General features: G+C 70.3%; 19 protein-coding genes, 1 tRNA gene and 1 other RNA gene. 9 read left to right on the forward strand and 12 right to left on the reverse strand.

Annotated features, from left to right (window positions below; genetic code table 11):
* The first annotated feature begins 47 nt into the window (after positions 1–47).
* Genes RWH44_RS09735 through sucB form a run of 3 tightly spaced genes read left to right on the forward strand, consistent with a single transcriptional unit; the run spans position 48 to position 4,672 of the window.
* Positions 48–1,514 carry a leucyl aminopeptidase gene (locus tag RWH44_RS09735; RefSeq protein ID WP_316004424.1) on the forward strand — a complete coding sequence of 489 codons (1,467 nt, stop codon included), beginning with the start codon at positions 48–50 and terminating at the stop codon, positions 1,512–1,514.
* On the forward strand, positions 1,511–2,884 hold the full coding sequence (gene lpdA, locus RWH44_RS09740; protein WP_316004425.1) for a dihydrolipoyl dehydrogenase: 1,374 nt from the start codon (positions 1,511–1,513) through the stop codon (positions 2,882–2,884). Before RWH44_RS09735 ends, lpdA begins: the two co-directional genes overlap by 4 nt.
* 54 nt (positions 2,885–2,938) lie before the next feature.
* A complete protein-coding gene (gene sucB, locus RWH44_RS09745) occupies positions 2,939–4,672 on the forward strand; it encodes a 2-oxoglutarate dehydrogenase, E2 component, dihydrolipoamide succinyltransferase (RefSeq protein ID WP_316004426.1) in 1,734 nt (577 codons plus the stop codon).
* A gap of 17 nt (positions 4,673–4,689) precedes the next feature.
* Here sucB and RWH44_RS09750 read toward each other — a convergent pair whose 3' ends face one another.
* Positions 4,690–5,712 carry a hypothetical protein gene (locus RWH44_RS09750; RefSeq protein WP_316004427.1) on the reverse strand — a complete coding sequence of 341 codons (1,023 nt, stop codon included), beginning with the start codon at positions 5,710–5,712 and terminating at the stop codon, positions 4,690–4,692.
* Between the two features lie 118 nt (positions 5,713–5,830).
* Here RWH44_RS09750 and RWH44_RS09755 point away from each other — a divergent pair, with 118 nt between their 5' ends.
* On the forward strand, positions 5,831–6,541 hold the full coding sequence (locus RWH44_RS09755) for a DUF4191 domain-containing protein (RefSeq protein ID WP_298872788.1): 711 nt from the start codon (positions 5,831–5,833) through the stop codon (positions 6,539–6,541).
* Positions 6,542–6,598: 57 nt separating this feature from the next.
* Here the strand turns inward: RWH44_RS09755 and RWH44_RS09760 are convergent, their stop codons facing one another.
* Positions 6,599–7,027: an RDD family protein gene (locus RWH44_RS09760; RefSeq protein WP_316004428.1), complete on the reverse strand. Its 429-nt coding sequence runs from the start codon at positions 7,025–7,027 to the stop codon at positions 6,599–6,601.
* Between the two features lie 133 nt (positions 7,028–7,160).
* Here RWH44_RS09760 and glnA (RWH44_RS09765) point away from each other — a divergent pair, with 133 nt between their 5' ends.
* Positions 7,161–8,585, forward strand: a complete 1,425-nt coding sequence (gene glnA / locus RWH44_RS09765) for a type I glutamate--ammonia ligase (protein ID WP_298872784.1) — start codon at positions 7,161–7,163, stop codon at positions 8,583–8,585.
* Between the two features lie 92 nt (positions 8,586–8,677).
* Here glnA (RWH44_RS09765) and RWH44_RS09770 read toward each other — a convergent pair whose 3' ends face one another.
* Both RWH44_RS09770 and RWH44_RS09775 read right to left on the reverse strand, forming a co-directional pair.
* Positions 8,678–8,992 carry a DUF2277 domain-containing protein gene (locus tag RWH44_RS09770; protein ID WP_316004429.1) on the reverse strand — a complete coding sequence of 105 codons (315 nt, stop codon included), beginning with the start codon at positions 8,990–8,992 and terminating at the stop codon, positions 8,678–8,680.
* Between the two features lie 38 nt (positions 8,993–9,030).
* Positions 9,031–9,315 carry a hypothetical protein gene (locus RWH44_RS09775; RefSeq protein WP_316004430.1) on the reverse strand — a complete coding sequence of 95 codons (285 nt, stop codon included), beginning with the start codon at positions 9,313–9,315 and terminating at the stop codon, positions 9,031–9,033.
* A 250-nt stretch (positions 9,316–9,565) separates the two neighbouring features.
* On the opposite strand from RWH44_RS09775, the gene RWH44_RS09780 reads away from it, so the two are divergent.
* Positions 9,566–11,260, forward strand: a complete 1,695-nt coding sequence (locus RWH44_RS09780) for a long-chain-fatty-acid--CoA ligase (protein WP_316004431.1) — start codon at positions 9,566–9,568, stop codon at positions 11,258–11,260.
* A 163-nt stretch (positions 11,261–11,423) separates the two neighbouring features.
* Here the strand turns inward: RWH44_RS09780 and RWH44_RS09785 are convergent, their stop codons facing one another.
* Genes RWH44_RS09785 through RWH44_RS09795 form a run of 3 tightly spaced genes read right to left on the reverse strand, consistent with a single transcriptional unit; the run spans position 11,424 to position 15,993 of the window.
* On the reverse strand, positions 11,424–14,414 hold the full coding sequence (locus RWH44_RS09785; protein ID WP_316004432.1) for a bifunctional [glutamine synthetase] adenylyltransferase/[glutamine synthetase]-adenylyl-L-tyrosine phosphorylase: 2,991 nt from the start codon (positions 14,412–14,414) through the stop codon (positions 11,424–11,426).
* Between the two features lie 10 nt (positions 14,415–14,424).
* Positions 14,425–15,765 (reverse strand): type I glutamate--ammonia ligase, encoded by a 1,341-nt coding sequence (glnA, locus tag RWH44_RS09790; RefSeq protein WP_076675636.1) that lies wholly within the window; start codon positions 15,763–15,765, stop codon positions 14,425–14,427.
* Between the two features lie 45 nt (positions 15,766–15,810).
* Positions 15,811–15,993: an SPOR domain-containing protein gene (locus RWH44_RS09795; protein ID WP_298872768.1), complete on the reverse strand. Its 183-nt coding sequence runs from the start codon at positions 15,991–15,993 to the stop codon at positions 15,811–15,813.
* A gap of 97 nt (positions 15,994–16,090) precedes the next feature.
* On the opposite strand from RWH44_RS09795, the gene ppgK reads away from it, so the two are divergent.
* A complete protein-coding gene (gene ppgK, locus RWH44_RS09800) occupies positions 16,091–16,876 on the forward strand; it encodes a polyphosphate--glucose phosphotransferase (protein ID WP_316004433.1) in 786 nt (261 codons plus the stop codon).
* A 62-nt stretch (positions 16,877–16,938) separates the two neighbouring features.
* Here the strand turns inward: ppgK and RWH44_RS09805 are convergent, their stop codons facing one another.
* From RWH44_RS09805 to RWH44_RS09820, 4 genes are all read right to left on the reverse strand, one after another.
* A complete protein-coding gene (locus tag RWH44_RS09805) occupies positions 16,939–17,229 on the reverse strand; it encodes a hypothetical protein (protein ID WP_298872762.1) in 291 nt (96 codons plus the stop codon).
* Positions 17,230–17,294: 65 nt separating this feature from the next.
* Positions 17,295–17,671, reverse strand: an RNA gene (gene rnpB / locus RWH44_RS09810) — RNase P RNA component class A.
* A 28-nt stretch (positions 17,672–17,699) separates the two neighbouring features.
* Positions 17,700–19,397 (reverse strand): bifunctional 3'-5' exonuclease/DNA polymerase, encoded by a 1,698-nt coding sequence (locus tag RWH44_RS09815; RefSeq protein WP_316004434.1) that lies wholly within the window; start codon positions 19,395–19,397, stop codon positions 17,700–17,702.
* A gap of 15 nt (positions 19,398–19,412) precedes the next feature.
* Positions 19,413–20,141 carry a zinc ribbon domain-containing protein gene (locus RWH44_RS09820; protein ID WP_298872756.1) on the reverse strand — a complete coding sequence of 243 codons (729 nt, stop codon included), beginning with the start codon at positions 20,139–20,141 and terminating at the stop codon, positions 19,413–19,415.
* A 252-nt stretch (positions 20,142–20,393) separates the two neighbouring features.
* Here RWH44_RS09820 and RWH44_RS09825 point away from each other — a divergent pair.
* Positions 20,394–20,466, forward strand: a tRNA-Val gene (locus RWH44_RS09825).
* Between the two features lie 50 nt (positions 20,467–20,516).
* A complete protein-coding gene (locus RWH44_RS09830; protein ID WP_316004435.1) occupies positions 20,517–21,191 on the forward strand; it encodes a CatA-like O-acetyltransferase in 675 nt (224 codons plus the stop codon).
* Here the strand turns inward: RWH44_RS09830 and RWH44_RS09835 are convergent.
* Complete coding sequence (locus RWH44_RS09835; protein ID WP_316004436.1) at positions 21,188–21,883, reverse strand: DUF1345 domain-containing protein; 696 nt, start codon at positions 21,881–21,883, stop codon at positions 21,188–21,190. The genes RWH44_RS09830 and RWH44_RS09835 overlap by 4 nt on opposite strands.
* Positions 21,884–21,978 lie beyond the last annotated feature (95 nt).

Raw genomic sequence — 21,978 nt, forward strand, 5'->3', positions numbered from 1 at the left:
GGTGCGTCCCGCTGCTAGCGAACACGCACGAACCTAGGATGGATCCCATGCCGTTCCCCTCTGTGGCGTACACCGACGCCCCCGTCCTCGAATCCGATGCCGACGCGATCCTGCTGATCGTCCCCACCACCGCGGAGGGAGCGTCCGACCCCGTCGGTTGGGATGGATTGCACGCGGCACTGGCCGCGGTCGGGTTCACGGGGGCCGCGGGCTCCTTCCAGCGCGTGCACGTACCGGGCGTGAACAAGCCCCTCGCCGTGGTCGGTGCCGGTTCCGACGCGACCGAGGCGTCCGTCCGGGATGCCGCGGGCACCGGCCTCCGCCAGCTCACCGGCTTCGCGCACGTCGCGGTCGAGTCACTGGTCGCGGCGCCGTGGCGTCCGATCGCCGAGGGTGCCGCTCTCGGGGGCTACCGCTTCGCCGACTACAAGAAGAAGTCCGCGAAGGCGCGGGCCGAACGTGTGAGCGTCTCGACGAGCGAGGCTCCGACCGAGGCCGACGTCGCCGCGGTCACCGCGATCTCCGGAGCCGTCGCCCTCGTGAAGGACCTGGTGACCACGCCGGCCGAGTGGCTGGGGCCGGCGGACTTCGCCGACGCCGCCGTCGCGGCCGTGAAAGACCTGCCCGTCGACGTCGAGGTGCTCGACGAGGCCGCGCTGCGCGACGGCGGCTACGGCGGCATCCTCGGCGTCGGCCAGGGGTCGGACCGCCCGCCCCGTATGGTTCGGCTGGAGTACGCGCCCGCCGGTGCCGAGCGCCACGTCGCCCTGGTGGGCAAGGGCATCACCTTCGACACGGGCGGACTGTCGCTCAAGCCGCCGGCATCGATGGTGGGGATGAAGTACGACATGTGCGGCGCCGCCACGGTGCTGGCCGTGCTGAAGGCCGCCGCCGAGATGGCGCTGCCCGTCAAGGTCAGCGCCTGGCTCTGCATCGCCGACAACATGCCGTCGGGCCGGGCCACCCGCCCCGGCGATGTGCTGCGCACGCTCGACGGCACGACCGTCGAGGTGTTGAACACCGACGCCGAAGGACGCCTGGTGCTCGCCGACGGCCTTGCCGCGGCCAGCCGCGAGAACCCCGACCTGATCGTCGACGTCGCGACCCTCACCGGCGCCATCACCGTCGCCCTCGGCAATCGCCACACCGGTGTCATGGGAGACGACGCGGCGGTGGCGTCGTACCTGGAGGCCGCGGGCCGCGTCGCGGAGCTGGCATGGCAGCTGCCCCTGCCCGACCACATGGTCGACGACCTCGACTCCCCCATCGCCGACCTCCAGAACGCGAAGATCGGCGACCCCGCCGGCGGTTCGCTGTTCGCGGGGCTCTTCCTGCGCCACTTCGTCGGCCGGGTGTCCGACGACGCCGATGCCGCTCGCATCCCCTGGGTGCACCTCGACATCGCGGGCGTGGGCATGAACAAGTCCGCACCGTTCGGATACACCGACAAGGGCGTGACCGGTGCGACCGTGCGCTCGCTGGTGGAGCTGCTCGCGACGGACGGCGCGCGGTGACCGAGTACACCGCGGACGTCGTCGTCCTCGGTGGCGGCAGCGGCGGTTATGCCGCCGCGCTGCGACTCGCCGAGCTCGGAAAGGACGTCGTCCTCGTCGAGAAGGACAAGCTGGGCGGCACCTGCTTGCACCGGGGGTGTATTCCGACGAAGGCGCTCCTGCACGCCGGCGAGGTCGCCGACGCCGCGCGCGGGGCGTCCGACATCGGTGTCGATGTGACGTTCTCGGGGATCGATCCGGCGCGCGTGCGCGCGTATCGCGAGGGGATCGTCGCCAAGAAGTTCAAGGGCCTCGAAGGGCTCATCTCGGCGCGCGGCATCCGCGTCGTCGCCGGGGCGGGCTCGTTGGAGGCGGGACCCGCCGTCCGCGTGGGCGACGACGTGTACCGCGGTACGGACGTCATCCTCGCGACGGGTTCGTACAGCCGCAGCCTCCCCGGCCTGGAGATCGGCGGCCGCGTGCTGACGAGCGAGCAGGCCCTCGATCTCGATGTCATCCCCGAGCGCGTCGTCGTCCTCGGCGGCGGCGTCATCGGCGTGGAGTTCGCCAGCGTGTGGCGCTCGTTCGGCGTCGAGGTCACGATCGTCGAGGCGCTCCCCCATCTGCTGCCCGCCGAGGACGTCTCGTCGAGCAAGGCTCTGGAGCGGGCCTTCCGCAAGCGCGGCATCGCCTTCCAACTGGGTCGGCGATTCACCTCGCTGTCGTCGGACGACGACAGCGTCACGGTGACCCTCGACGACGGAAGCGAGTTGGCGGCCGACTACGTCCTGGTGGCCGTGGGCCGGGGCCCTGCGACCTCCGGTCTCGGGTTCGAGGAGGCCGGGGTCGTGCTCGACCGCGGTTTCGTGCAGACCGACTCCCGTCTGCGCACCGCCGCGGCGCACGTGTGGGCCGTGGGAGACATCGTGCCCGGTCTGCAGCTCGCCCATCGCGGGTTCCAGCAGGGAATCTTCGTCGCGGAGGAGATCGCGGGACTCTCGCCCGTGCTCGTCCCCGACGTCGACGTGCCGCGCGTGGCCTATTCGCATCCTGAGGTGGCGTCCGTCGGACTCACCGAGGCCCAGGCGCAGGATCGTTATGGATCCGAGGCCGTCCGCGCGTACGAGTACAACCTGGCCGGCAACGGTCGCAGCGAGATCATCGGCACCTCGGGCATCGTGAAGATCGTGCGTCGTGTCGACGGCCCCGTCGTCGGTGCCCACCTGGTGGGCGATCGGGTGGGAGAGCTGATCTCGGAGGCTCAGCTCGCCGTCGGTTGGGAAGCGCATCCCGAAGACATCGCGCCGTTCGTCCACGCGCACCCCACCCAGAGCGAGGCGCTCGGCGAGGCCTTCCTGGCGCTCGCGGGCAAGCCGCTGCACGCACTCTGACCGACAACCGGTCACTAAGCTAGATACCGCATCCGGTACGAAGGAGACATATCCATGAGCACATCCGTCGTCCTCCCCGCTCTCGGCGAGAGCGTCACCGAGGGAACGGTCACCCGCTGGCTGAAGCAGGTCGGTGACACCGTCCAGGAGGACGAGGGGCTGTTGGAGATCTCGACCGACAAGGTCGACACCGAGATCCCGTCCCCCGTCTCGGGCGTGATCGAAGAGATCCTCGTCCAGGAGGACGAGACCGTCGAGGTCGGCGCCGTCCTCGCCAAGATCGGCGACGGCTCCGGTGCCTCGTCCACGGACGACGCCCCTCAGGCCGCTCCCGCCGAGCAGGAATCGGCTCCGGCCGAGCAGGCCGCTCCGGCAGAGTCCGCCCCGGCAGAACAGCCCGCTCCCTCCGCGTCGTCGGCTCCCGCCTCTTCCGGCGACTCCACCGAGGTGGTCCTCCCCGAGCTCGGCGAGAGCGTCACCGAGGGCACCGTCACCCGCTGGCTCAAGGCCGTCGGCGACGACGTCGCGGTCGACGAGCCGCTGCTCGAGATCTCCACCGACAAGGTCGACACCGAGATCCCTTCGCCGGTCGCCGGCACGCTGCAGGAGATCCTCGTGCAGGAGGACGAGACCGTCAACGTCGGTGCCGCCCTCGCGCGCATCGGCAGCGGTGCCGCCGCTCCCGCGCAGGAGGAGGCCCCCGCGGCGCCCGCCGCCGAGGAGAAGCCGGCTGAGCAGCCCGCTCCCGCCGCGGAGGAGAAGCCGGCTGAGCAGCCCGCGCCCGCCGCGGAGGAGAAGCCCGCCGAGCAGCCCGCTCCCGCCGCCGAGAAGCCGGCCGCGCCGGCTCCCGCCGCCTCGTCCAACGACGACGTCACCTACGTCACCCCCCTCGTGCGTCGCCTCGCACAGCAGCAGGGCGTCGACCTGAAGTCGGTCACGGGCAGCGGCGTCGGTGGACGCATCCGCAAGGAAGACGTGCTCAAGGCAGCCGAAGCCGCGAAGTCGGCGTCCGCGGCGCCCGCCCCGGCTGCGGCCCCGGCCGCCGCGCCCGCCGCGCCGGTCGAGGTCTCCCCGCTGCGCGGAACGACCCAGAAGATGTCGCGTCTGCGCAAGGTCATCGCCGAGCGCGCGGTCGCCTCGATGCAGGCGACGGCTCAGCTCACCACCGTGGTCGAGGTCGACGTGACCAAGGTCGCCGCCCTGCGCGACCGCTTCAAGGGCGAGTTCCAGCAGAAGACGGGCGACAAGCTGTCGTTCCTCCCCTTCTTCGCGATCGCCGCCATCGAGGCGCTCAAGACCTACCCGATCATCAACTCCACGGTCGAGGGCGACGAGATCGTCTACCCCGCCCAGGAGAACGTGGCGATCGCGGTCGACACCGAGCGTGGCCTGCTCACCCCCGTCGTCAAGGACGCGGGCGAGAAGAACATCGCCCAGCTGGCCCGTGAGATCGCCGACCTGGCCGCTCGCACGCGCGACAACAAGCTGAAGCCCGACGAGCTCGCGGGCGGCACGTTCACGCTGACCAACACCGGTTCGCGCGGCGCGCTGTTCGACACGCCCATCGTGTTCCTGCCCCAGTCCGCGATCCTCGGTCTCGGTGCCGTGGTGAAGAAGCCGGGCGTCGTCTCGGTCGACGGAAAGGATGCCATCTCGGTGCGCTCCTACGTCTACCTGGCTCTGTCGTACGACCACCGCATCATCGATGGTGCCGACGCGGCCCGCTTCCTCGGTGCCGTCAAGGCACGCCTCGAGGCGGCGCAGTTCGAGGGCGACCTCGGCATCTGACGCCGCTGACCGCCGGCTCATGATGGCTGGTCCGTGATCGTTTCGACGGCGCGGACCAGCCATCGGTCTTTCTGGCGGACGAGGGTCACGTACTGCGCGGTCATCGTGTCCGCGACGCGGACCACGGCGACGCCCCCGAAGTCCTCGACCAGGGCGATGTCGGCGTGCTCGGCATCGGGCAGCAGGGACTCCCGTGCGAATGCGGAGCCGTCGTCGAACGCGCTCCGGCACGTCGGGTCGTCTTCGCAGAGGGAGATCTCGGCGAAGACGCGGCGCGCGATCGCGGTGACGTCGTCGGAGAGGGGGACGCGATCGTCCACGGGCCGGGGCGACGTCGCGGAGGGCTGCGGTGCGACGGACGCGGACGGGGGCACGATCCGTGACACGGCGGGAGACGCGGATGCCACGGGAGCGGGCCCACCCGCTCCGGGCAGCAAGAAGGATGCGACCGCGGCGACGACCGCGACGACACTCACTCCGATGGCGATCGCGCGGAGTCGGGGCGACGTCTTCCATCCCTCCCGGAGGCCGGCCGCGCTCTGCCGTATCGCGCCGACGAGGTCGCCGTCGATGAGGCCGAGCAGACCACCCGCCGTGTCGGCCCGGTGATCTTCTCCCGGGTCGTCGACGACCACCGGAGCCAGCGGACCGAGAACGAGCGGTGTCGGCTCGGCGAGGGCGAACAGGCGCCTCTCCACGGCATCCCACTCGCGCGGAGGACGGGTTGCCACCGCCTCCCCCGCTCGATCGACGAGGCCGCGCGTCGCCGGCTCGGGGATGAGCGCGGCCAGCCGTCGGAGGCCGTCGGCGGTCGCCGCAACAACGTCCGGAGCATCGTGCTCCTCGACGACGACGGGGCGGCCCTCCGCCGTCAGCCACCACGCGGCTCCCGTGGACCGGGCGGCCGCCCGGCATCCGCGCAGAAGACCGACGGCGGCGGTGACGACCTCGCCGGGGGTCAGGACGGTCGAGCTGGCGCTCCGACGACGCAAATAATCGACGAACGGTTCGACGGGAGTCAGCGCGGAGGAGGTGCTCATCCCCCGATGGTGCGCGCCCGGGAGAGGGGCGCGCGGGGCGCCGGGTCGTGATTGGGGATGATCGCCGCGACCGCGGCGCTGGGGAGGAACGGTTCGCGGCGAAGATAGAATCGTCCTCATGGCCGCTCGCACCACCACACCCGAGAAGCGTCCGGGCTTCTTCTCGCAGCTCAAAACGCTGTACACCTTCACGCAGAAGGAGTACCGCTGGCTGCCCTTCCTCCTCGCGGGCATCGTCCTGGTGGGCATCGCCCTCGGTGTGCTCGTCGGTTTCCTCATCCCGCCGCTGGCGGTGTGGAGCATCATCCTGTGGGGTGTCACGGGTCTTCTCGCCGGCATCCTGGCCGGAATGATCACCATGACGCGCCTGTCGACCACGGCGATGTACAAGAAGATCGACGGCATGCCCGGGGCGACCGGTCACGTGCTGTCGTCGTCACTCGGACGCAACTGGCAGGCTTCCGAAGCCCCCATCGGCGTGAACCCGCGCACCCAGGAGGCGCTGTACCGCGCGATCGGTCGCGGCGGGGTCGTGCTGATCGGTGAGGGCAACCGCAGCCGCCTCACCCGCCTGGTCGGCGAGGAGCGCTCCCGCGTGCTCCGCGTCGCCGCGGGCGTGCCGGTCACCGTCCTCTACGTCGGTCACGGCGAAGACGAGGTTCCCATCGCGAAGCTCGCCTCGACCATCAAGGCGTTGCCGAAGAAGGTCGACCGCGCCACGATGGCCGCCGTCATCAAGCGCGTCTCGTCGGTCTCGCAGGGGCTGTCGTCGCTGCCGATCCCGAAGGGCGTCGACCCGACGAAGATGCGCGCACCGCGCCCGCGCTGATCCCACGAGAAAGGCCCCCGCTCAGCGGGGGCCTTTCTCGTGGGATCGGTGCCTACGTCACGTGCGGACGAGGACGGTTGCGACCGCCTTGTCGTGCAGCCCGCGTTGGTCGGCGTCCCACACGACGGCGGGGATGATCAGAGCCAACAGGATCGTCCGGACGATCGGGCGCCAGAGCCCCACCCAGCCCCCGGATGCGAGTTCGAGGCGCATCCCCATCAGGCGGTGTCCGGGGCTCCCGCCGATCAGCGGGATGAAGAGGATCTGCACCGCGAAGAAGATGAGGTTCGTGGCGATGGGATTCGCGAACGGCACTCCGGTCACGGGATCGGGACTCGAGAAGAACGCGAATCCGATGAGTCCGGCGCTGGCGACGTCGATCAGCAGGGCTGCGATGCGGCGCCCCGGACGGGCGATGGAGCCGCGACCCTCGCGGGGAAGGCCGAGCCGCTGGCCCGGGTACGCGTTCTCGGCGGGGACGGTCACGGCATCCAGCGTAATCGGCCCGCCGTAACATCCCGGAAACATGCGAGATATGACCGGGACACCGGTTCTGTATAGGGTCGAGGAGGCTGGCCGAGGCCGGCATGATCCCGAATGTTCTACCTCTGGAGTCTTCATGTTCAAAGATTCGTCCGAGGTGCTGAAGTTCATCCAGGACGAGGACGTCAAGTTCCTCGACATCCGTTTCACGGATCTTCCTGGTGTGCAGCAGCACTTCAACATCCCCGCCTCGACCGTCGACGAGGAGTTCTTCACCGTCGGACAGCTGTTCGATGGCTCGTCGATCCGCGGGTTCGCGAACATCCACGAGTCGGACATGCAGCTGATCCCCGACGTGACCACCGCGTACGTCGACCAGTTCCGCGAGGCGAAGACCCTCGTCATGGTCTTCGACATCTACAACCCGCGCAACGGTGAGATCTACGCCAAGGACCCGCGTCAGGTCGCCAAGAAGGCCGAGAAGTACCTCGCCTCCACCGGTATCGCCGACACCGCGTTCTTCGCCCCCGAGGCCGAGTTCTACATCTTCGACGACGTGCGTTACGAAGTGAAGCAGAACTCGAGCTTCTACTCGGTCGACTCCGAGGAAGGCGCCTGGAACACGGGCCGCGAGGAAGAGGGCGGGAACCTCGCCAACAAGACCCCCTACAAGGGCGGCTACTTCCCCGTCTCCCCCGTCGACAAGACGGCGGACCTCCGCGACGACATCACCCTCAAGCTGATCGAGGCGGGCTTCGCCCTCGAGCGCTCGCACCACGAGGTCGGCACCGGTGGTCAGCAGGAGATCAACTACCGCTTCGACACGATGCTGCACGCGGCCGACGACATCCTGAAGTTCAAGTACATCGTCAAGAACACGTGCGAGCAGTGGGGCAAGGTCGCGACCTTCATGCCCAAGCCGCTCTTCGGTGACAACGGTTCGGGCATGCACACCCACCAGTCGCTCTGGAACGACGGCAAGCCGCTGTTCTACGACGAGACCGGCTACGGCGGGCTCTCGGACATCGCCCGCTGGTACATCGGTGGTCTGCTGGCGCACGCCCCCGCGGTGCTCGCCTTCACCAACCCGACCCTCAACAGCTACCACCGTCTGGTGAAGGGCTTCGAGGCGCCGGTCAACCTGGTGTACTCGGCCGGTAACCGCTCGGCTGCCATCCGCATCCCGATCACGGGCACCAACCCCAAGGCCAAGCGCATCGAGTTCCGCGCCCCCGACGCCTCGGGCAACCCGTACCTCGCGTTCGCGGCCCAGCTGATGGCCGGCATCGACGGCATCAAGAACCGCATCGAGCCGCACGAGCCCGTCGACAAGGACCTCTACGAGCTCCCCGCCGAAGAGGCCAAGAACATCCCGCAGGTTCCGAACTCGCTCCTCGACTCGCTCGAGGCCCTGCGCGCCGACCACGAGTTCCTGCTCGCCGGTGGCGTCTTCACGCAGGAGCTCATCGACACCTGGATCGAGTACAAGATCGAGAACGAGATCCAGCCGATCGCCCAGCGCCCGCACCCCTTCGAGTACGAGCTGTACTTCGGGGTCTGATCGCCCGATCGCCACGTCGACGCCCGTCCCCGCCGTTTCGCGGGGGCGGGCGTCGTCGTTTCCGACGCCGACGGATGCCGTGTCCCGGCGCGTCAGCCGGTGGTCCGCGCCGCGAGCTTCTGCTCCTGGAACACCCGGATCGCCTCGTACCTTTCGGCGGAGCGGGCCTGGCGCTTCGCGGCCTCGACCTCTCGCACCTTCGGTGGGGCGTTGGTCACGAAATCGTCGAGGAGATGACGGACGGATGCCGTGATCTCAGCGACCGCGCGATCGAAGACGTCCTGATTGGCGCGCGACGGCGTCGTCGTGCCCACGATCTTTCGGACGAACTGGAGCGCGGCGTCGTGGCACTCGGCATCCGTCGCCGGGGGCGTGAAGTTGTGCAAGGGGACGATGTTGCGGCACATGCCCGACAGGGTAGGCCTCTCGCACGCCCCGCGCGAGGTCACCGCGTTCGTCGAGCCGGGATCTCGGGCCATCGGCGCAGCAGACGCGCGGCGAGGGCGGCGCCATAGACGATGAAGAGTACGGACACCGGGCCTCCGACACCGACGACGACCACGGCGGGCATACTGCGGCGACCGGAGCCCAGGGTGTCGGTCCAGCGCAGGTCTCCCGCGGCGATCTGCGCGAGAGCGGAGAGGGCGAATGCGGCGATGACCGCCCCCATGACGAGAGCGATGACGACCATGAGCAGCGCTCGCCCACGCCCGAGACGCATGAGGCTCACGTCGAGGTTCTCCGTCCAGCGTTTCCGCGGGGATGTCACGACGACTCCGCCACGGCGCGCCGCACCCGCTCGCCGTGAACGGGCGCGCGTCGACCGGGGCCGGTCGGGTTCCGCAGCTGCTGCACTCCCCCATCGAATCACGCCGACGACCGCGCGTCGCGCCGGTCCATCGCGCGAAGGGACCGGCTTCCCGGCATCCGCACAGGTACCCTTCCGCCGCGATGTCGGTGGGTCACGCCAGGATGGGGGGATGCCGGACTCTCCCTACGCCTCGCGTCCGTGGTCGACCTCGTATGCCGAGGGCGTGCCGCTCGAGATCGACGAGCCCTCGCAGACGCTTCCCGAGATGCTCGCCGCCTCAGTCGCGAGATACGGCAAGAAGACCGCGCTCGAGTTCTTCGGCGCGTCCACGACGTATCAGGACCTCGGCCGGCAGGTCGCGCGCGCGGCGGAGGGGCTGCGCCGACTCGGCGTGCGTGCGGGCGACCGGGTGGCGCTCGTGCTGCCGAACTCGCCGCAGCACGTCGTCGCCTTCTACGCGGCCCTGCGGCTCGGGGCCATCGTCATCGAGCACAACCCGCTCTACACGCCGCGGGAGCTCCGGCACCAGTTCGAGGACCACGGCGCGCGATTCGCGATCGTGTGGGACAAGCTCGCCGACACGGTCGCCGAGTTCCCCTCCGACCTGGCCCTCGAGCACATCGTCAGCATCGACATCACCGAAGCCCTGCCCCTGGGGAAGCGTCTCGCGCTCCGGCTGCCGGTGGCGAAGGCGCGGCAGTCGCGTGCCCAGCTCACCGCGACGCCCACGTCGAAGCGCCCGATCGCGTGGAAGCAGTTGCTCACGCACGGCTCGCTCTCGCGCAAGCACGCCGGCCCGGCGCTCGACGACATCGCCCTGCTGCAGTACACGAGCGGAACGACCGGAAGCCCCAAGGGCGCGGTGCTCACCCACGCGAATCTGCGCGCCAACGCCATGCAGGGGCGTGCCTGGGTGCCCGGGCTCCACGACGGCGAAGAGACGTTCTACGGGGTTCTGCCGCTCTTCCACGCCTACGGCCTGACGCTGTGCCTCACGTTCGCGATGAGCATCGGTGCGAAGCTCGTGCTGTTCCCGAAGTACGACCTCGACCTCGTCGTGGCCGCGTCGAAGAAGAGCCCCCCGACCTTCCTCCCCGCCGTGCCGCCCATCTACGATCAGCTCGCTCGCGCTGCGGCCCGCGGCACAATCGACCTCACGAGCGTGCGCTTCGCCATCTCGGGCGCGATGAGTCTGCCCGTCGCGACGGTCGACCGCTGGGAGGCGGCCACCGGCGGCCTGCTCGTGGAGGGCTACGGCATGACCGAGTCGTCACCGGTGGCGCTGGGCAACCCGATCGGTCCCTCGCGACGCCCCGGCACGGTCGGCGTGCCGTTCCCGAGCACGGAGATCCGGGTGGTCGACCCCGACGACCCGACCGTCGACCTCCCCCTGGGCGAGCCCGGAGAGCTCCTCCTGCGCGGTCCGCAGGTGTTCCAGGGGTACTGGAACCGGCCCTCCGACACGGCGGCCACGCTCCTCGACGGCGGATGGCTGCGCACGGGCGACATCGCCTCGGTCTCCCCCGACGGCTTCGTGACGATCGTCGACCGGCTGAAGGAGATCATCATCACCGGCGGCTTCAACGTCTCGCCGAGCGAGGTCGAAGACGTGCTCACCTCCCACCCCGACATCGCGGGGGCGGCCGTGGTCGCGCTGCCCAAGTCGAGCGGAGGCGAAGACGTCGCCGCGGCGATCGTCCTGCGCGAGGGCGTCCAGGTCGAACCCGACGCCATCCGCGATTTCTGCAAAGCGCGTCTGGCGGCCTACAAGGTGCCGCGCCGCGTGGTCGTGGTCGACGATCTCCCGCGCTCCCTCATCGGCAAGGTGCAGCGGCGCGAGGTGCGCGAGCGCCTGATGTCGTGAGCTCGCGGTCGCGACGGATGCCGACGGCCCGGCCCGGGAGGGCATCCTCGGCGCACAAGCGCTCCACGCGCTGAGCACGCCGGCAGCGACGGCGATCGGGGCCCGGCCGCCGTGGCATCCATCGCCTGACGGATGCCGACGGCCCCGCCGGGACGGCGGGTGCTCAGCCGTAGAAGAGCTTGTCGAACACGCGCCGGGCGCGTCGCGTCGCGCCGAGGTAGTCTTCCTCGACCTGCGTGGCGGAGCGCGGCGGGTATTCGAGGATGCGACCGATCCCGTCGAGGCGCCCCCGATCCACCGGGAGGATGTCGCTGGTCTGCCCCGACAACAGGGTGTTGGCGGAGCGCAGGCGGGACGCCAGGTGCCAGGCGGCGGCGAGCTTGTCGCTCGCGTCGCGGTCGACGAGCCCAGCGGCGGTCGCTGCGTCGAGCGCCCCCAGCGTCGACGTCGTGCGCATGTCGGGCACCGCCCGCGCGTGCTGCAGCTGCAGCAGCTGCACGAGCCACTCGACGTCGCTCAGCGATCCGGGTCCCAGCTTGAGGTGCCGTGCGGGATCGGCGCCCTGCGGAAGCCGTTCGTTCTCGACGCGCGCTTTGATGCGGCGGATCTCGCGCAGACCGTTCTGATCGGCCGACACCGGGTAGCGCACCTCGTCGGCGAGCTCCATGAACGAACGGATGAGCTTGACGCTGCCCGCGACGCCGCGTGCGCGCAGCAGCGCCTGCGCCTCCCACGACAGCGACCACCGGCGGTAGTACTCGGAGTACGCCTCGATCGAGCGCGCGAGCGGGCCGCTTCGTCCTTCCGGGCGCAGCTCCGCGTCGAGATCGAGAGGGAGGCGGTGGTCCTCCGACTGCTCGCGCAGGCCCGCCACGATCTTCAGCGCCAGCTGACTCGCCCGCTGAGGGTCGATGCCGTTCGCCCGATAGACGTACATCACATCGGCATCCGACCCGAAACCGAGCTCGCGGCCACCGAAACGCCCCATGGCGATGACGGCGAAATCGAGGTCGTCGTCTTCGGGCGGCACGACGACGCGACGAACCGCGCGCAGCGTCGCCTGGATCGTCACCTCGGTGATGGTGGAGAGCGCGTCGGAGAGCTCCTCGAGAGAGACGGTGCCCAAGACCGCGGCCATGGCCACCCGCAGCATCTCGCGACGGCGCAGCGCCCGCACCGAGCGCATCGCGTCGTCGATGTTCTGCCACCGCGTCTGGATCGCGCGCGCTTCGTCTTCGAGCGCCTTACCCGAGCGGGGCCGCAACAGCGCGTCGTCGTCGAGCCAGGCGACCGACTCCGGGATCCACTCCATGAGCTCGCCGATGTAACGGGACCCCGAGAGCACCCGGGTGAGGCTCTCCGCGGCGCCCGCGGAATCGCGCAGCATCCGCAGGAACCACGGGGTGTTGCCCAACCTCTCGCTGATGCGACGGAACACCAGTAGGCCGTAGTCGGGATCGACGCCGTCGGCGAACCACCGGATCATGATCGGCATCAAGTGCCGCTGAATGGTCGCCTTGCGGCTCAGACCACTCGTGAGCGCGGCGATGTGCCGCAGAGCTCCGGCGGGGTCGCGGAAACCGATCGCCGCGAGACGGTCGCGCGCCTGTTCGGTCGACAGTGTGCGTTCGCCCTCGGGCAGAGCGGCGACGGCCGAGAGCAGCGGGCGGTAGAAGAGGCGCACGTGGATGTCGCGCACCTCGCGCTTGATGCCCTCCCACACCGCCTGGACCCCGGATGCCGACTCCGCCAGCCGCGACGCACGGGCGAGCACGCGCAGGTCGTCGTCCTTCTCGGGGAGCAGGGCCGTGCGACGGAGCCCCCGCAGCTGGAGGCGATGCTCGAGCAGACGGAGGAGTCGGTAGTCGCGCCCGAAGGCCTCGGCCTCGCTGCGGCCGATGTACCCCTCGGCGACGAGCGCGTCGAGCGCCTCGAGCGTTCCGCGCTGGCGGATGCGTTCGTCGGTGAGTCCGTGCACGAGCTGCAGCAGCTGCACGGTGAACTCGACATCGCGGATGCCGCCGGGCCCGAGTTTGAGCTGACGGTTCACCTCCGCAGCGGGGATGTGATCGGTGACGCGTTCGCGCATGCTCTGCACGCCCTCGACGAAGTTCTCGCGCGCCGCGCTGTGCCAGACCAGCGGTTGCACCGCGGCGACGTACTCGGCGCCGAGCGTGGGGTCGCCCGCGATCGCGCGCGCCTTCAGCAGTGCCTGGAACTCCCAGCTCTTCGCCCAGCGCGCGTAGTACTGCTGGTGCGAGGCGAGGCTGCGCACCAACGCGCCCTGCTTGCCCTCGGGGCGCAGGTTCGGGTCGACCTCCCACAGCGGCGGCTCGATCTCGGGCCCCGCGATCCCGCGCATCGTCTGCACCGCGAGCCGCGTGCCGATGTCGATCGCGCGTGCCTCGCTCACGACCTCCTCATCGGCCGAACCGCCGACGAAGATCACGTCGACATCGCTGACGTAGTTCAGCTCGCGGGCGCCGGTCTTGCCCATCGCGATGATGGCGAACCGGGTCGCCGCGACCTGCTCACGCGGGAACGCACCGGGACCTGCTCCCGAGACGCGCGAGCGCGCGACGCTGAGAGAGGCTTCCAATGCCGCTCCGGCGAGGTCGGCGAGCGATGACGAGACCACGTCGATCGCGGCGGCCGGGTCGTCCTGACCGAGGTCGTAGGCGGCGATGCGGGCGAGCAGACGCCGGTACCTGACGCGCAGGGCGACCCAGGCGGCATCCGTCGCATCCGCCGCGAAGCCGTCGTCGTCGCCGACGGATGCCAGCAGTTCGGCCCGCATCGTCGGCTCATCCGGCAGCGTCAGGCCCGCGCCCGACAGGTGCGCGATCTCGTCGGGATGCCGGAGGTAGAACTCGGCGAAACCGTCGGAGGCCCCCACGATGTCCCACAGGGCCCGCCATGCTCCGGCGTCGGCGGCCGCCGTGCGTACCGCCGCGACGTCGCGGCGCGCGACCTGGAGGATCGCTCTCAGCGCGCGGTCGGGGTCGGCCACGCGCTGCGCGAGCTGCATGGCATCCGCCCGATCGACGCCGACCGACTCCTCGAGCTCACCGAGCAGGGTGTCTGCCTCGGTGAGCTGCGAGAAGCCGGTGCGGGCGAGGGCGGTGAGCGCGGTGGAGCGATCGCCCGAGGTCATCGGCGGTCCGTCAGAGCGCTTCGAGGTTGCTCGCCAGCTCGAACGGCGTCACCTGCGCGCGGTACTGGTTCCACTCGCGACGCTTGTTGAGCAGAACGTACTTGAAGACGGTCTCCCCCAGCGTCTCGGCGACGAGCTCGGACTCCTCGAGGTATTCGAGGGCGTGGTCGAGGCTCGACGGAAGCGGCGCGTACCCGAGGGCGCGGCGCTCGGTGTCGCTGAGCGACCACACGTTGTCTTCGGCCTCGGCGGGGAGCTCGTACTCCTCCTCGATGCCCTTGAGGCCGGCCGCGAGCATGAGCGCGTACGACAGGTAGGGGTTGGCGGCGGAGTCGAGCGCGCGGTACTCGACCCGCGTCGACTGGCCCTTGTTCGGCTTGTACAGCGGCACGCGCACGAGAGCCGAGCGGTTGTTGTGACCCCAGCAGATGAAGCTGGGGGCCTCGTCGCCGCCCCACAGGCGCTTGTACGAGTTGACGAACTGGTTCGTGACCGCCGAGATCTCGTTCGCGTGGCGCAGCAGGCCCGCGATGAAGTGACGCCCGACCTTCGACAGCTGATACTGCGCGCCCTCTTCGTAGAAGGCGTTCATGTCGCCCTCGAACAGCGACAGGTGCGTGTGCATACCGCTGCCGGGCTGGCCGCTGATGGGCTTGGGCATGAAGGTGGCGTAGACGCCCTGCTCGATCGCCACCTCTTTCACCACCGTGCGGAAGGTCATGATGTTGTCGGCCGTCGTGAGGGCGTCGGCGTAGCGCAGGTCGATCTCGTTCTGACCGGGCCCGCCCTCGTGGTGGCTGAACTCGACCGAGATGCCGAGGTCTTCGAGCATGCGCACCGAGCGACGGCGGAAGTCGTGCGCGGTGCCACCCGGGACGTTGTCGAAGTAGCCGGCCGAGTCGACGGGCTGGGGGCGTCCGTCGGCGCCGAGCTGCGACGACTTCAGCAGGTAGAACTCGATCTCGGGGTGCGTGTAGAACGTGAAGCCCGCGTCGGCCGCCTTGGCCAGCGTGCGCTTGAGCACGTGGCGGGGATCGGCGACCGCGGGCTGCCCGTCGGGCGTGGTGATGTCGCAGAACATGCGCGCCGTCGGGTCGATCTCGCCGCGCCACGGCAGGATCTGGAACGTCGTGGGGTCGGGGTGGGCGAGCAGGTCGGACTCGTAGGAGCGCGTGAGGCCCTCGATCGCCGAGCCGTCGAAGCCCAGTCCCTCGGTGAAGGCGCCCTCGACCTCGGCGGGGGCGATCGCCACCGACTTGAGCGTGCCCACCACGTCGGTGAACCAGAGGCGCACGAACTTGACGCCGCGCTCCTCGATCGTGCGCAGGACGAAATCGCGCTGCTTGTCCATCGTCATCCTTCGTTTCGGGGGAGGTCGGTGCGTCGGGCCGGGGACTCAGTCGTCCTGGGCCTCTTCGTCGGCCCACTGCTTGGCGCGCTGCTTGAGCAGCTGCGGCGCGTTGGCCGCCTCTTCGGCGGTGTCGAACGGGCCGGCGCGGTCGATCGCGGGCGACTCGTACCCCTTCTCGACCTGGCCGGTCTCGAGGTTGTACCAGTACTTCTCGTTGTCGTCGCTCACGATGGCTCCTCACGTGCGTCTCGCGGATCGGCGCGGAACCGCCGGTGCTCTCCCGATCCTACTGATGCCGACCCCGGGGCTGGATAGGCTGAGGGGTATGGCAACGAATGCGTCTCGTGCGGTCGGAGTGGACATCGGCGGAACCGGCATCAAGGCGGGAATCGTCGATCTCGACGCCGGGGAGCTCGTCAGCGACCGGGTGAAGGTCGCCACTCCCGAGGGCGCGGAGCCCGCCGACGTGCTCGCCGCGGTCAAGCAGGTGCTCGAGACGCTCGAAGCCCCGGCAGACCTGCCGCTGGGCGTGGCGTTCCCCGCGATCGTCAAGGGTGGACGCACGCTGTCGGCGGCGAACGTGTCGAAGACGTGGATCGGGTTCGAGGCCGAGAAATTCTTCGAGCACGGGCTGTCGCGCGACATCCACTTCGCCAACGACGCCGATGTCGCGGGCATCGCCGAGGTGCGATACGGAGCGGCGAAGGGCATCGACGGCCTCGTGATCCTCACCACGCTCGGCACGGGTATCGGGTCGGCCATGATCTACGACGGCGTCCTCGTTCCGAACAGCGAACTGGGTCACCTCCAGCGCGCCGGACACAAGAAGGATGCCGAGCACTTCGCGGCCTACTCCGCGATGGAGCGCGAAGAACTGTCGTGGGAGAAGTGGGCCGAGCGTCTGCAGTGGTACTACGACTACGTCGAGTTCCTCTTCAGCCCCGACCTGATCGTCGTCGGCGGTGGCGTCTCGAAGCACTCCGAGAAGTTCCTCCCGCTCCTGAAACTCCGCGCACCGATCGTCCCCGCGAAGCACCGCAACAACGCCGGGATCATCGGCGCCGCATCCCTCGCCGTGCCCGTGCCCGAGGCGCTGCCCGCCGTCAAGTGAGGCGCGGGGCGGGTGGCATCCTGTCGCTCGTGGGGATCGGTGTTGCGGCTCACCGCGAGTGATCACGCCGCGTCGACCTGACGCACGCTGACGGCGTTGCGCCACACCACGGGTGCCCAGTGGCCGCCCTCGCAGGGCACCTCGAGCATGACGACGCGGTCGTTGCCCCCGGTGGCCCACGCGGCCTCGCGCGTTGCGGCGCGATTGGGCCACGTGACCCAGGCCCACACCGCGCGCTTCTGCGCGTACCACTCGATGGGGCGCGCTCCCCAGGTCTCGGGCTGAAGCGTGCAGGGGGCGATGGATGCCAGCACCCGCGCGACCATCTCGTCGCTGACTCTGGTCGACCCCATGCACCGGACCCCTTCCCCGGCCGTGATCGAGTGTAGAACATATGTCCGACACTCGCCTCGGGGTGCGAATGGGCCGGCCTGTACGCCGGGTTCTGTCCGGGGGCCCTTCGACAAGCTCAGGGCCCCGTGGACGGTCATCTCTCTCGGCGACACGTTGCCGTGCCGCTCCAGCGGCCTACCCGGGGACTCGGCGAGCCGCGTCGTCATCCCCTGTCTGGCCTTGCTCCGGACGAGGTTTACCTCGCGGGTCGTGTCACCACGACCCCGGTGGTCTCTTACACCACCCTTTCACCCTTACCCGCGCCGTAAGCGCGGGCGGTCTGCTCTCTGTGGCACTGTCTCGCGGATTGCTCCGGGTGGGCGTTACCCACCGTCCTGCCCTGTGGAGCCCGGACGTTCCTCGGCACGGGCGAACCCGTGACGCGACCGTCCAGCCGACCCATTCGCACCGTCGAGTCTACGCGGGCCGGTCAGCCCTTCTCGGCCGTCTCACCGATCCGCAGGTCGAGGGGGAAGTCGATGGGGAACGTCCCGAACAGCAGCCGACCGGCGGATGCCGCGGACTCCCGCACCGCCGCCGCCACCGCGTCGGCGTGCTCGAGGGGGGTGTGCACGACGATCTCGTCGTGGAGGAAGAACGCCAGGTGCGGCGACCGCGCGAACATCGGACCCGAGGCGGACGCCGCGCGAGCGGCATCCACCGGGGGGAAGGCGGCGAGACGCGCGCGCAGGTCGGCGAGCCACGCCAGGGCCCATTCGGCGGCCGTGCCCTGCACGACGAAGTTGCGCGTGAAGCGCCCGCGGTCGCGCGCGGAGCGCCGGGCACGGGTCTCGTCGGCCCCGGATGCCGTGGCGTCACTGGCGAGGGATTGCAGCTGCTGCCAGGCGTCACCGGCGGCGGGTGAGGTACGCCCGAGCCAGGTGTGGACCACTCCCCCGTTCTCGCCGGTGCGGGCCGCGTCGTCGACGAGCTGCATCGCGCGCGGGAAGGTGCGGCGAAGGCGCGGTAGCAAGCGGCCGCTCTCGCCGGTCGTCGCGCCGTACATCGCGCCGAGCATCGCGAGCTTGGCCTCGGCACGGCTGCCGACCGCCCCGCGTTCGACGATGCCGGCGTAGAGGTCGCGTCCGGATGCCGCTTCGGCCAGCGCCGTGTCACGGGCCATCGCCGCGAGCACCCGGGGCTCGAGCTGGGCCACGTCGGCGGTGACGAGGGTCCAGCCCGGGTCGGCACGCACGGCCGTGCGGAGCGACCGCGGGATCTGCAGCGCCCCGCCGCCCGACGACGCCCAGCGGCCCGTCACGACCCCGGCGGGCACGTAGACGGGGCGGAAGCGGTCGTCGTGCACCCACTCCTGCATCCACGCCCATCCGTTGGCCGTGTACAGCCGCATGAGCTTCTTGTAGGCGATGAGCGGAGCGACGACCGGGTGATCGTGCTCGGCGAGCTCCCACCGACTCGTCGAGGTCACCTGCAGACCCGCGCGGTGCAGCGACCGCAGCAGCCGCGGCTGCGAGTCGAGCGACGCCGTCGGATCGTCGAGCGCCTCGCGGACGGCGGCGGCGGTCTGCTCGATGCGAGCGGGCAGTCCCCCGCCCCGGCGAGTTCCGAGCTGACGCTCGAGCATCTCCTCGTGCGCTGTCCGGCTCCAGGGGACGCCCGCCGCGTGCAATTCCGCGGCGACGAGCGCTCCCGCCGATTCCGCTGCGCACAGGAGCCGCAGCGCTCCCGGTGTCGACGACGAGGCGATGGCCGCGAGCTGCCGGCGGTACTCCGCCACGGCGGCGTCGAGGGAGTCGGGGAGGCCGGTCGAGGCGTCGCCGAGGTCGAAGAGCGTGTCGCCGGTCGCGGGCGCCGCGCTGCCGGCATCCCACTCCCGATGGGAGCGGAGCCCGTGATCGTCGACCACGCCCTCCGCGTCGCGCAGGATGCCGTGCACGAGGCGCAGATCCCATGCCCGGGCGACGCGCACTCCCGCCTTCAGCACGCCGGGGTAGATCGAGGCGGTGTCGGCCCACACCCAACGGACCTCACCCCGCGCCTCGCGATCCGCGATGGCGTCGGCCAGCCGTTCGACGGGGATCTCGACGGAGGGTGCGTCGCGATCGATGGTCAGGAGTGCGAGACGGTCGGAACCGGCGCGCCCGACGACGACCGTGTCAGATGCCACGGGCTCCGAACGAGGTCATCGCGATTCTTCGGTGCGCACGAGGATCGCGCCGCACTCGGGACAAAAGACGACCTCGTCGGTCTGCGCGCGACGGACGGTGGCCAGATCGCTCGGCGGCAGAACCATGCGGCACGCCTCGCAGGCCCCGGCACGCAGCAGCCCGGCGCCGTTGCCGCGCGCAGCGAGACGCTCGTACAGCCCGAGCAGATCGGACGGCACCGAGGCGGCCACGGCCTCGCGGTCGCGGCGTGCTCCCTCGAGCCGGGTCGTCGCGTCGGACACGGTGGTCTTGGCCTCGGCGCTGAGCTCGGCGCCCTGCGCGTTGGTGTCGGCGATCAGGGCCTCTTGCTCGGCGACCGCGGCATCCGCTGCCTCGAGGCGCTCCATGAGGGCGATCTCCATGTCTTCGAGGTCGCCCTTGCGGCGCTTCAGCGACACGAGTTCGCTCTCGAAGCCCTGCGCCTGCTTGGGGTTCGACGACGCGGCGAGGCGGTCGGTGTCGCGGGCGATGCGGGCGTCGACCACGGCGACGTCGGACTCGAGACGCTTCAGTTCGGCGGTGATGTCGTCGCGCGCATTGGCCCGGATACCGAGTTCTTGCGACAGCGTGGCCCGCCGGGCGATGAGCTCGCGCACGCGCTCGGCCTGCGGCGGGTTCGCCGCCACGCGCTCGTCGCGCACGATGCGGGCGTCGAGGTCGGCGAGATCGAGCAGTTTGCGCTGGTCGGCGGGATCGGCATTCACGCATGCAACGCTACCCCGGGGGTCGGACATCGGCGGTACGCGCTGTCGTCCCCGCCCGTCCCGGCCCGCCCCGGCCCGTTCGACGCGAGGTCACGCGGTCCGGCCGAGACGACCCGGCGATTCGCGGCACTCATGGGTCATCTCGGCGCAAACGCGCGATCTCGCCGTCGAGGCGCCGACGCGGGCGCGACGGGCGCGAGCGTGCAGCGAGCACGGCCGCGCGCCGTCGCGACGCTAGACTCAAGGCATCCCGGGCCTTTAGCTCAGCTGGTAGAGCGCCACGTTTACACCGTGGATGTCGTCGGTTCGATCCCGGCAGGGCCCACCTCTCCACAGCCTCGCTTTCGTTCGTCGCGCGTCCGCGATCATGGAGCGGTGGAGCACCCCATCCCCATCGACCTCGACACGTGGCCGCGACGGCAGCAGTTCGCGCACTACCTGCACGCGTCGCCGTGCACGTACGCGCTGACGGTCGAGATCGACGTCACCGACTTCGTCGCCGCCGTGCGGGCAGCGGCGCGTCGCACGTACGTCGCGCAGATCTGGGCCCTCGCGTCAATCGTCGACCGGCACGAGGAGTTCCGGCTGTGCCTCGACGAGGCGGGCGCTCCGGCCGTGTGGGACCGCGTGCACCCGGCCTTCACGGTCTTCCACGCCGAGCGCGAGACGTTCTCGTGCCTCTGGGTGCCGTTCGACCCCGACTTCGACGCGTTCCACGCCGCCGCTGTGCGGACCATCGCCGAGCACGCGGCATCCGAGGAGTTCTTCCCGCAGGGCGAACCGCCCCGCAACACCTTCGACGTGTCGAGCGTGCCGTGGACGAGCTTCACCGGCTTCACGCTGAACATCCAGAAGGGGTGGGCGCATCTCGCACCGATCGTCACGCTCGGCCGATACGTCGAACGCGACGGCCGGGTGCTGCTGCCCGTCGCCCTGCAGCTGCACCATGCCGCGGCCGACGGCTTCCACGCCGCCCGTTTCGTGAACGAGCTGCGCGACCTTCTGGCCGACGGGTCGTGGCTGGCGGCCCCGCCACCCGCCGAACGCTAGTTCAAGACGTTCACGCTGCGCGCGATCACCAGCGCGAGCAGGATGAAGCCCGACACCGCCTGCGCCATCATGAACAGCTTCGCGCGGCTCGACAGGGGCATCACGTCGGTCGGGCTGAAAGCCATGGCGTTGGATGCCGAGAAGTACAGGTAGTCGACGTATCCGGGCGCCCAGTCCTCGACGTCGGACGAGCGTCGACGCACCTCGCTGACGGCGTCGCGGTCGCTGTCCTGCGGGAACTGGAAGTCGGCCGGCGGCAGTTCGTCGCGGGCGTCGCGGCGGCGGGCGATGGGGCCGCCCCGGTCCATTTCCCAGTACACGACGGCGTAGCCGATGACGTTGATCGCCCACACCTGCGCGGCGCCCAGCAGCGTTCCGGCACCGTCGCCCTGCCCCTGCAGCAGCTGCTGGACGAGCAGGAACAGCGCCACCTGATTGGCCAGCAGCAGCACAGCCGTGAATGCCAGGGCGAACCCGCGCCCGATGCGGGATTCGCGGGTCAGCCGCGACGGGTTGGTCACCACCATCGGGATCGCGCACAGCACTCCCGCGGCCACGACGACGTACCTCAGGATGCCGGCGGCCTCGGTGGGCAGGAACGCGTACAGCCCCGCCCCCACGGCGAGGGCGATGAGCACCGGCCAGCGATGCTCGGGCCGCGTCCGGAACGCGGCGGGATCCTGCGTGTCCACGCGCTCAGGCTAGACCCGCCGGCATCCCGTCCCCTCGATGCGGCGCGCTTCATCCGGAGTCCATGACCGCGACCGGACTGCTCGACGTCGAAGCG

The sequence above is a fragment of the Microbacterium phycohabitans genome (assembly GCF_032464935.1).
Lineage (GTDB): Bacteria > Actinomycetota > Actinomycetes > Actinomycetales > Microbacteriaceae > Microbacterium > Microbacterium phycohabitans.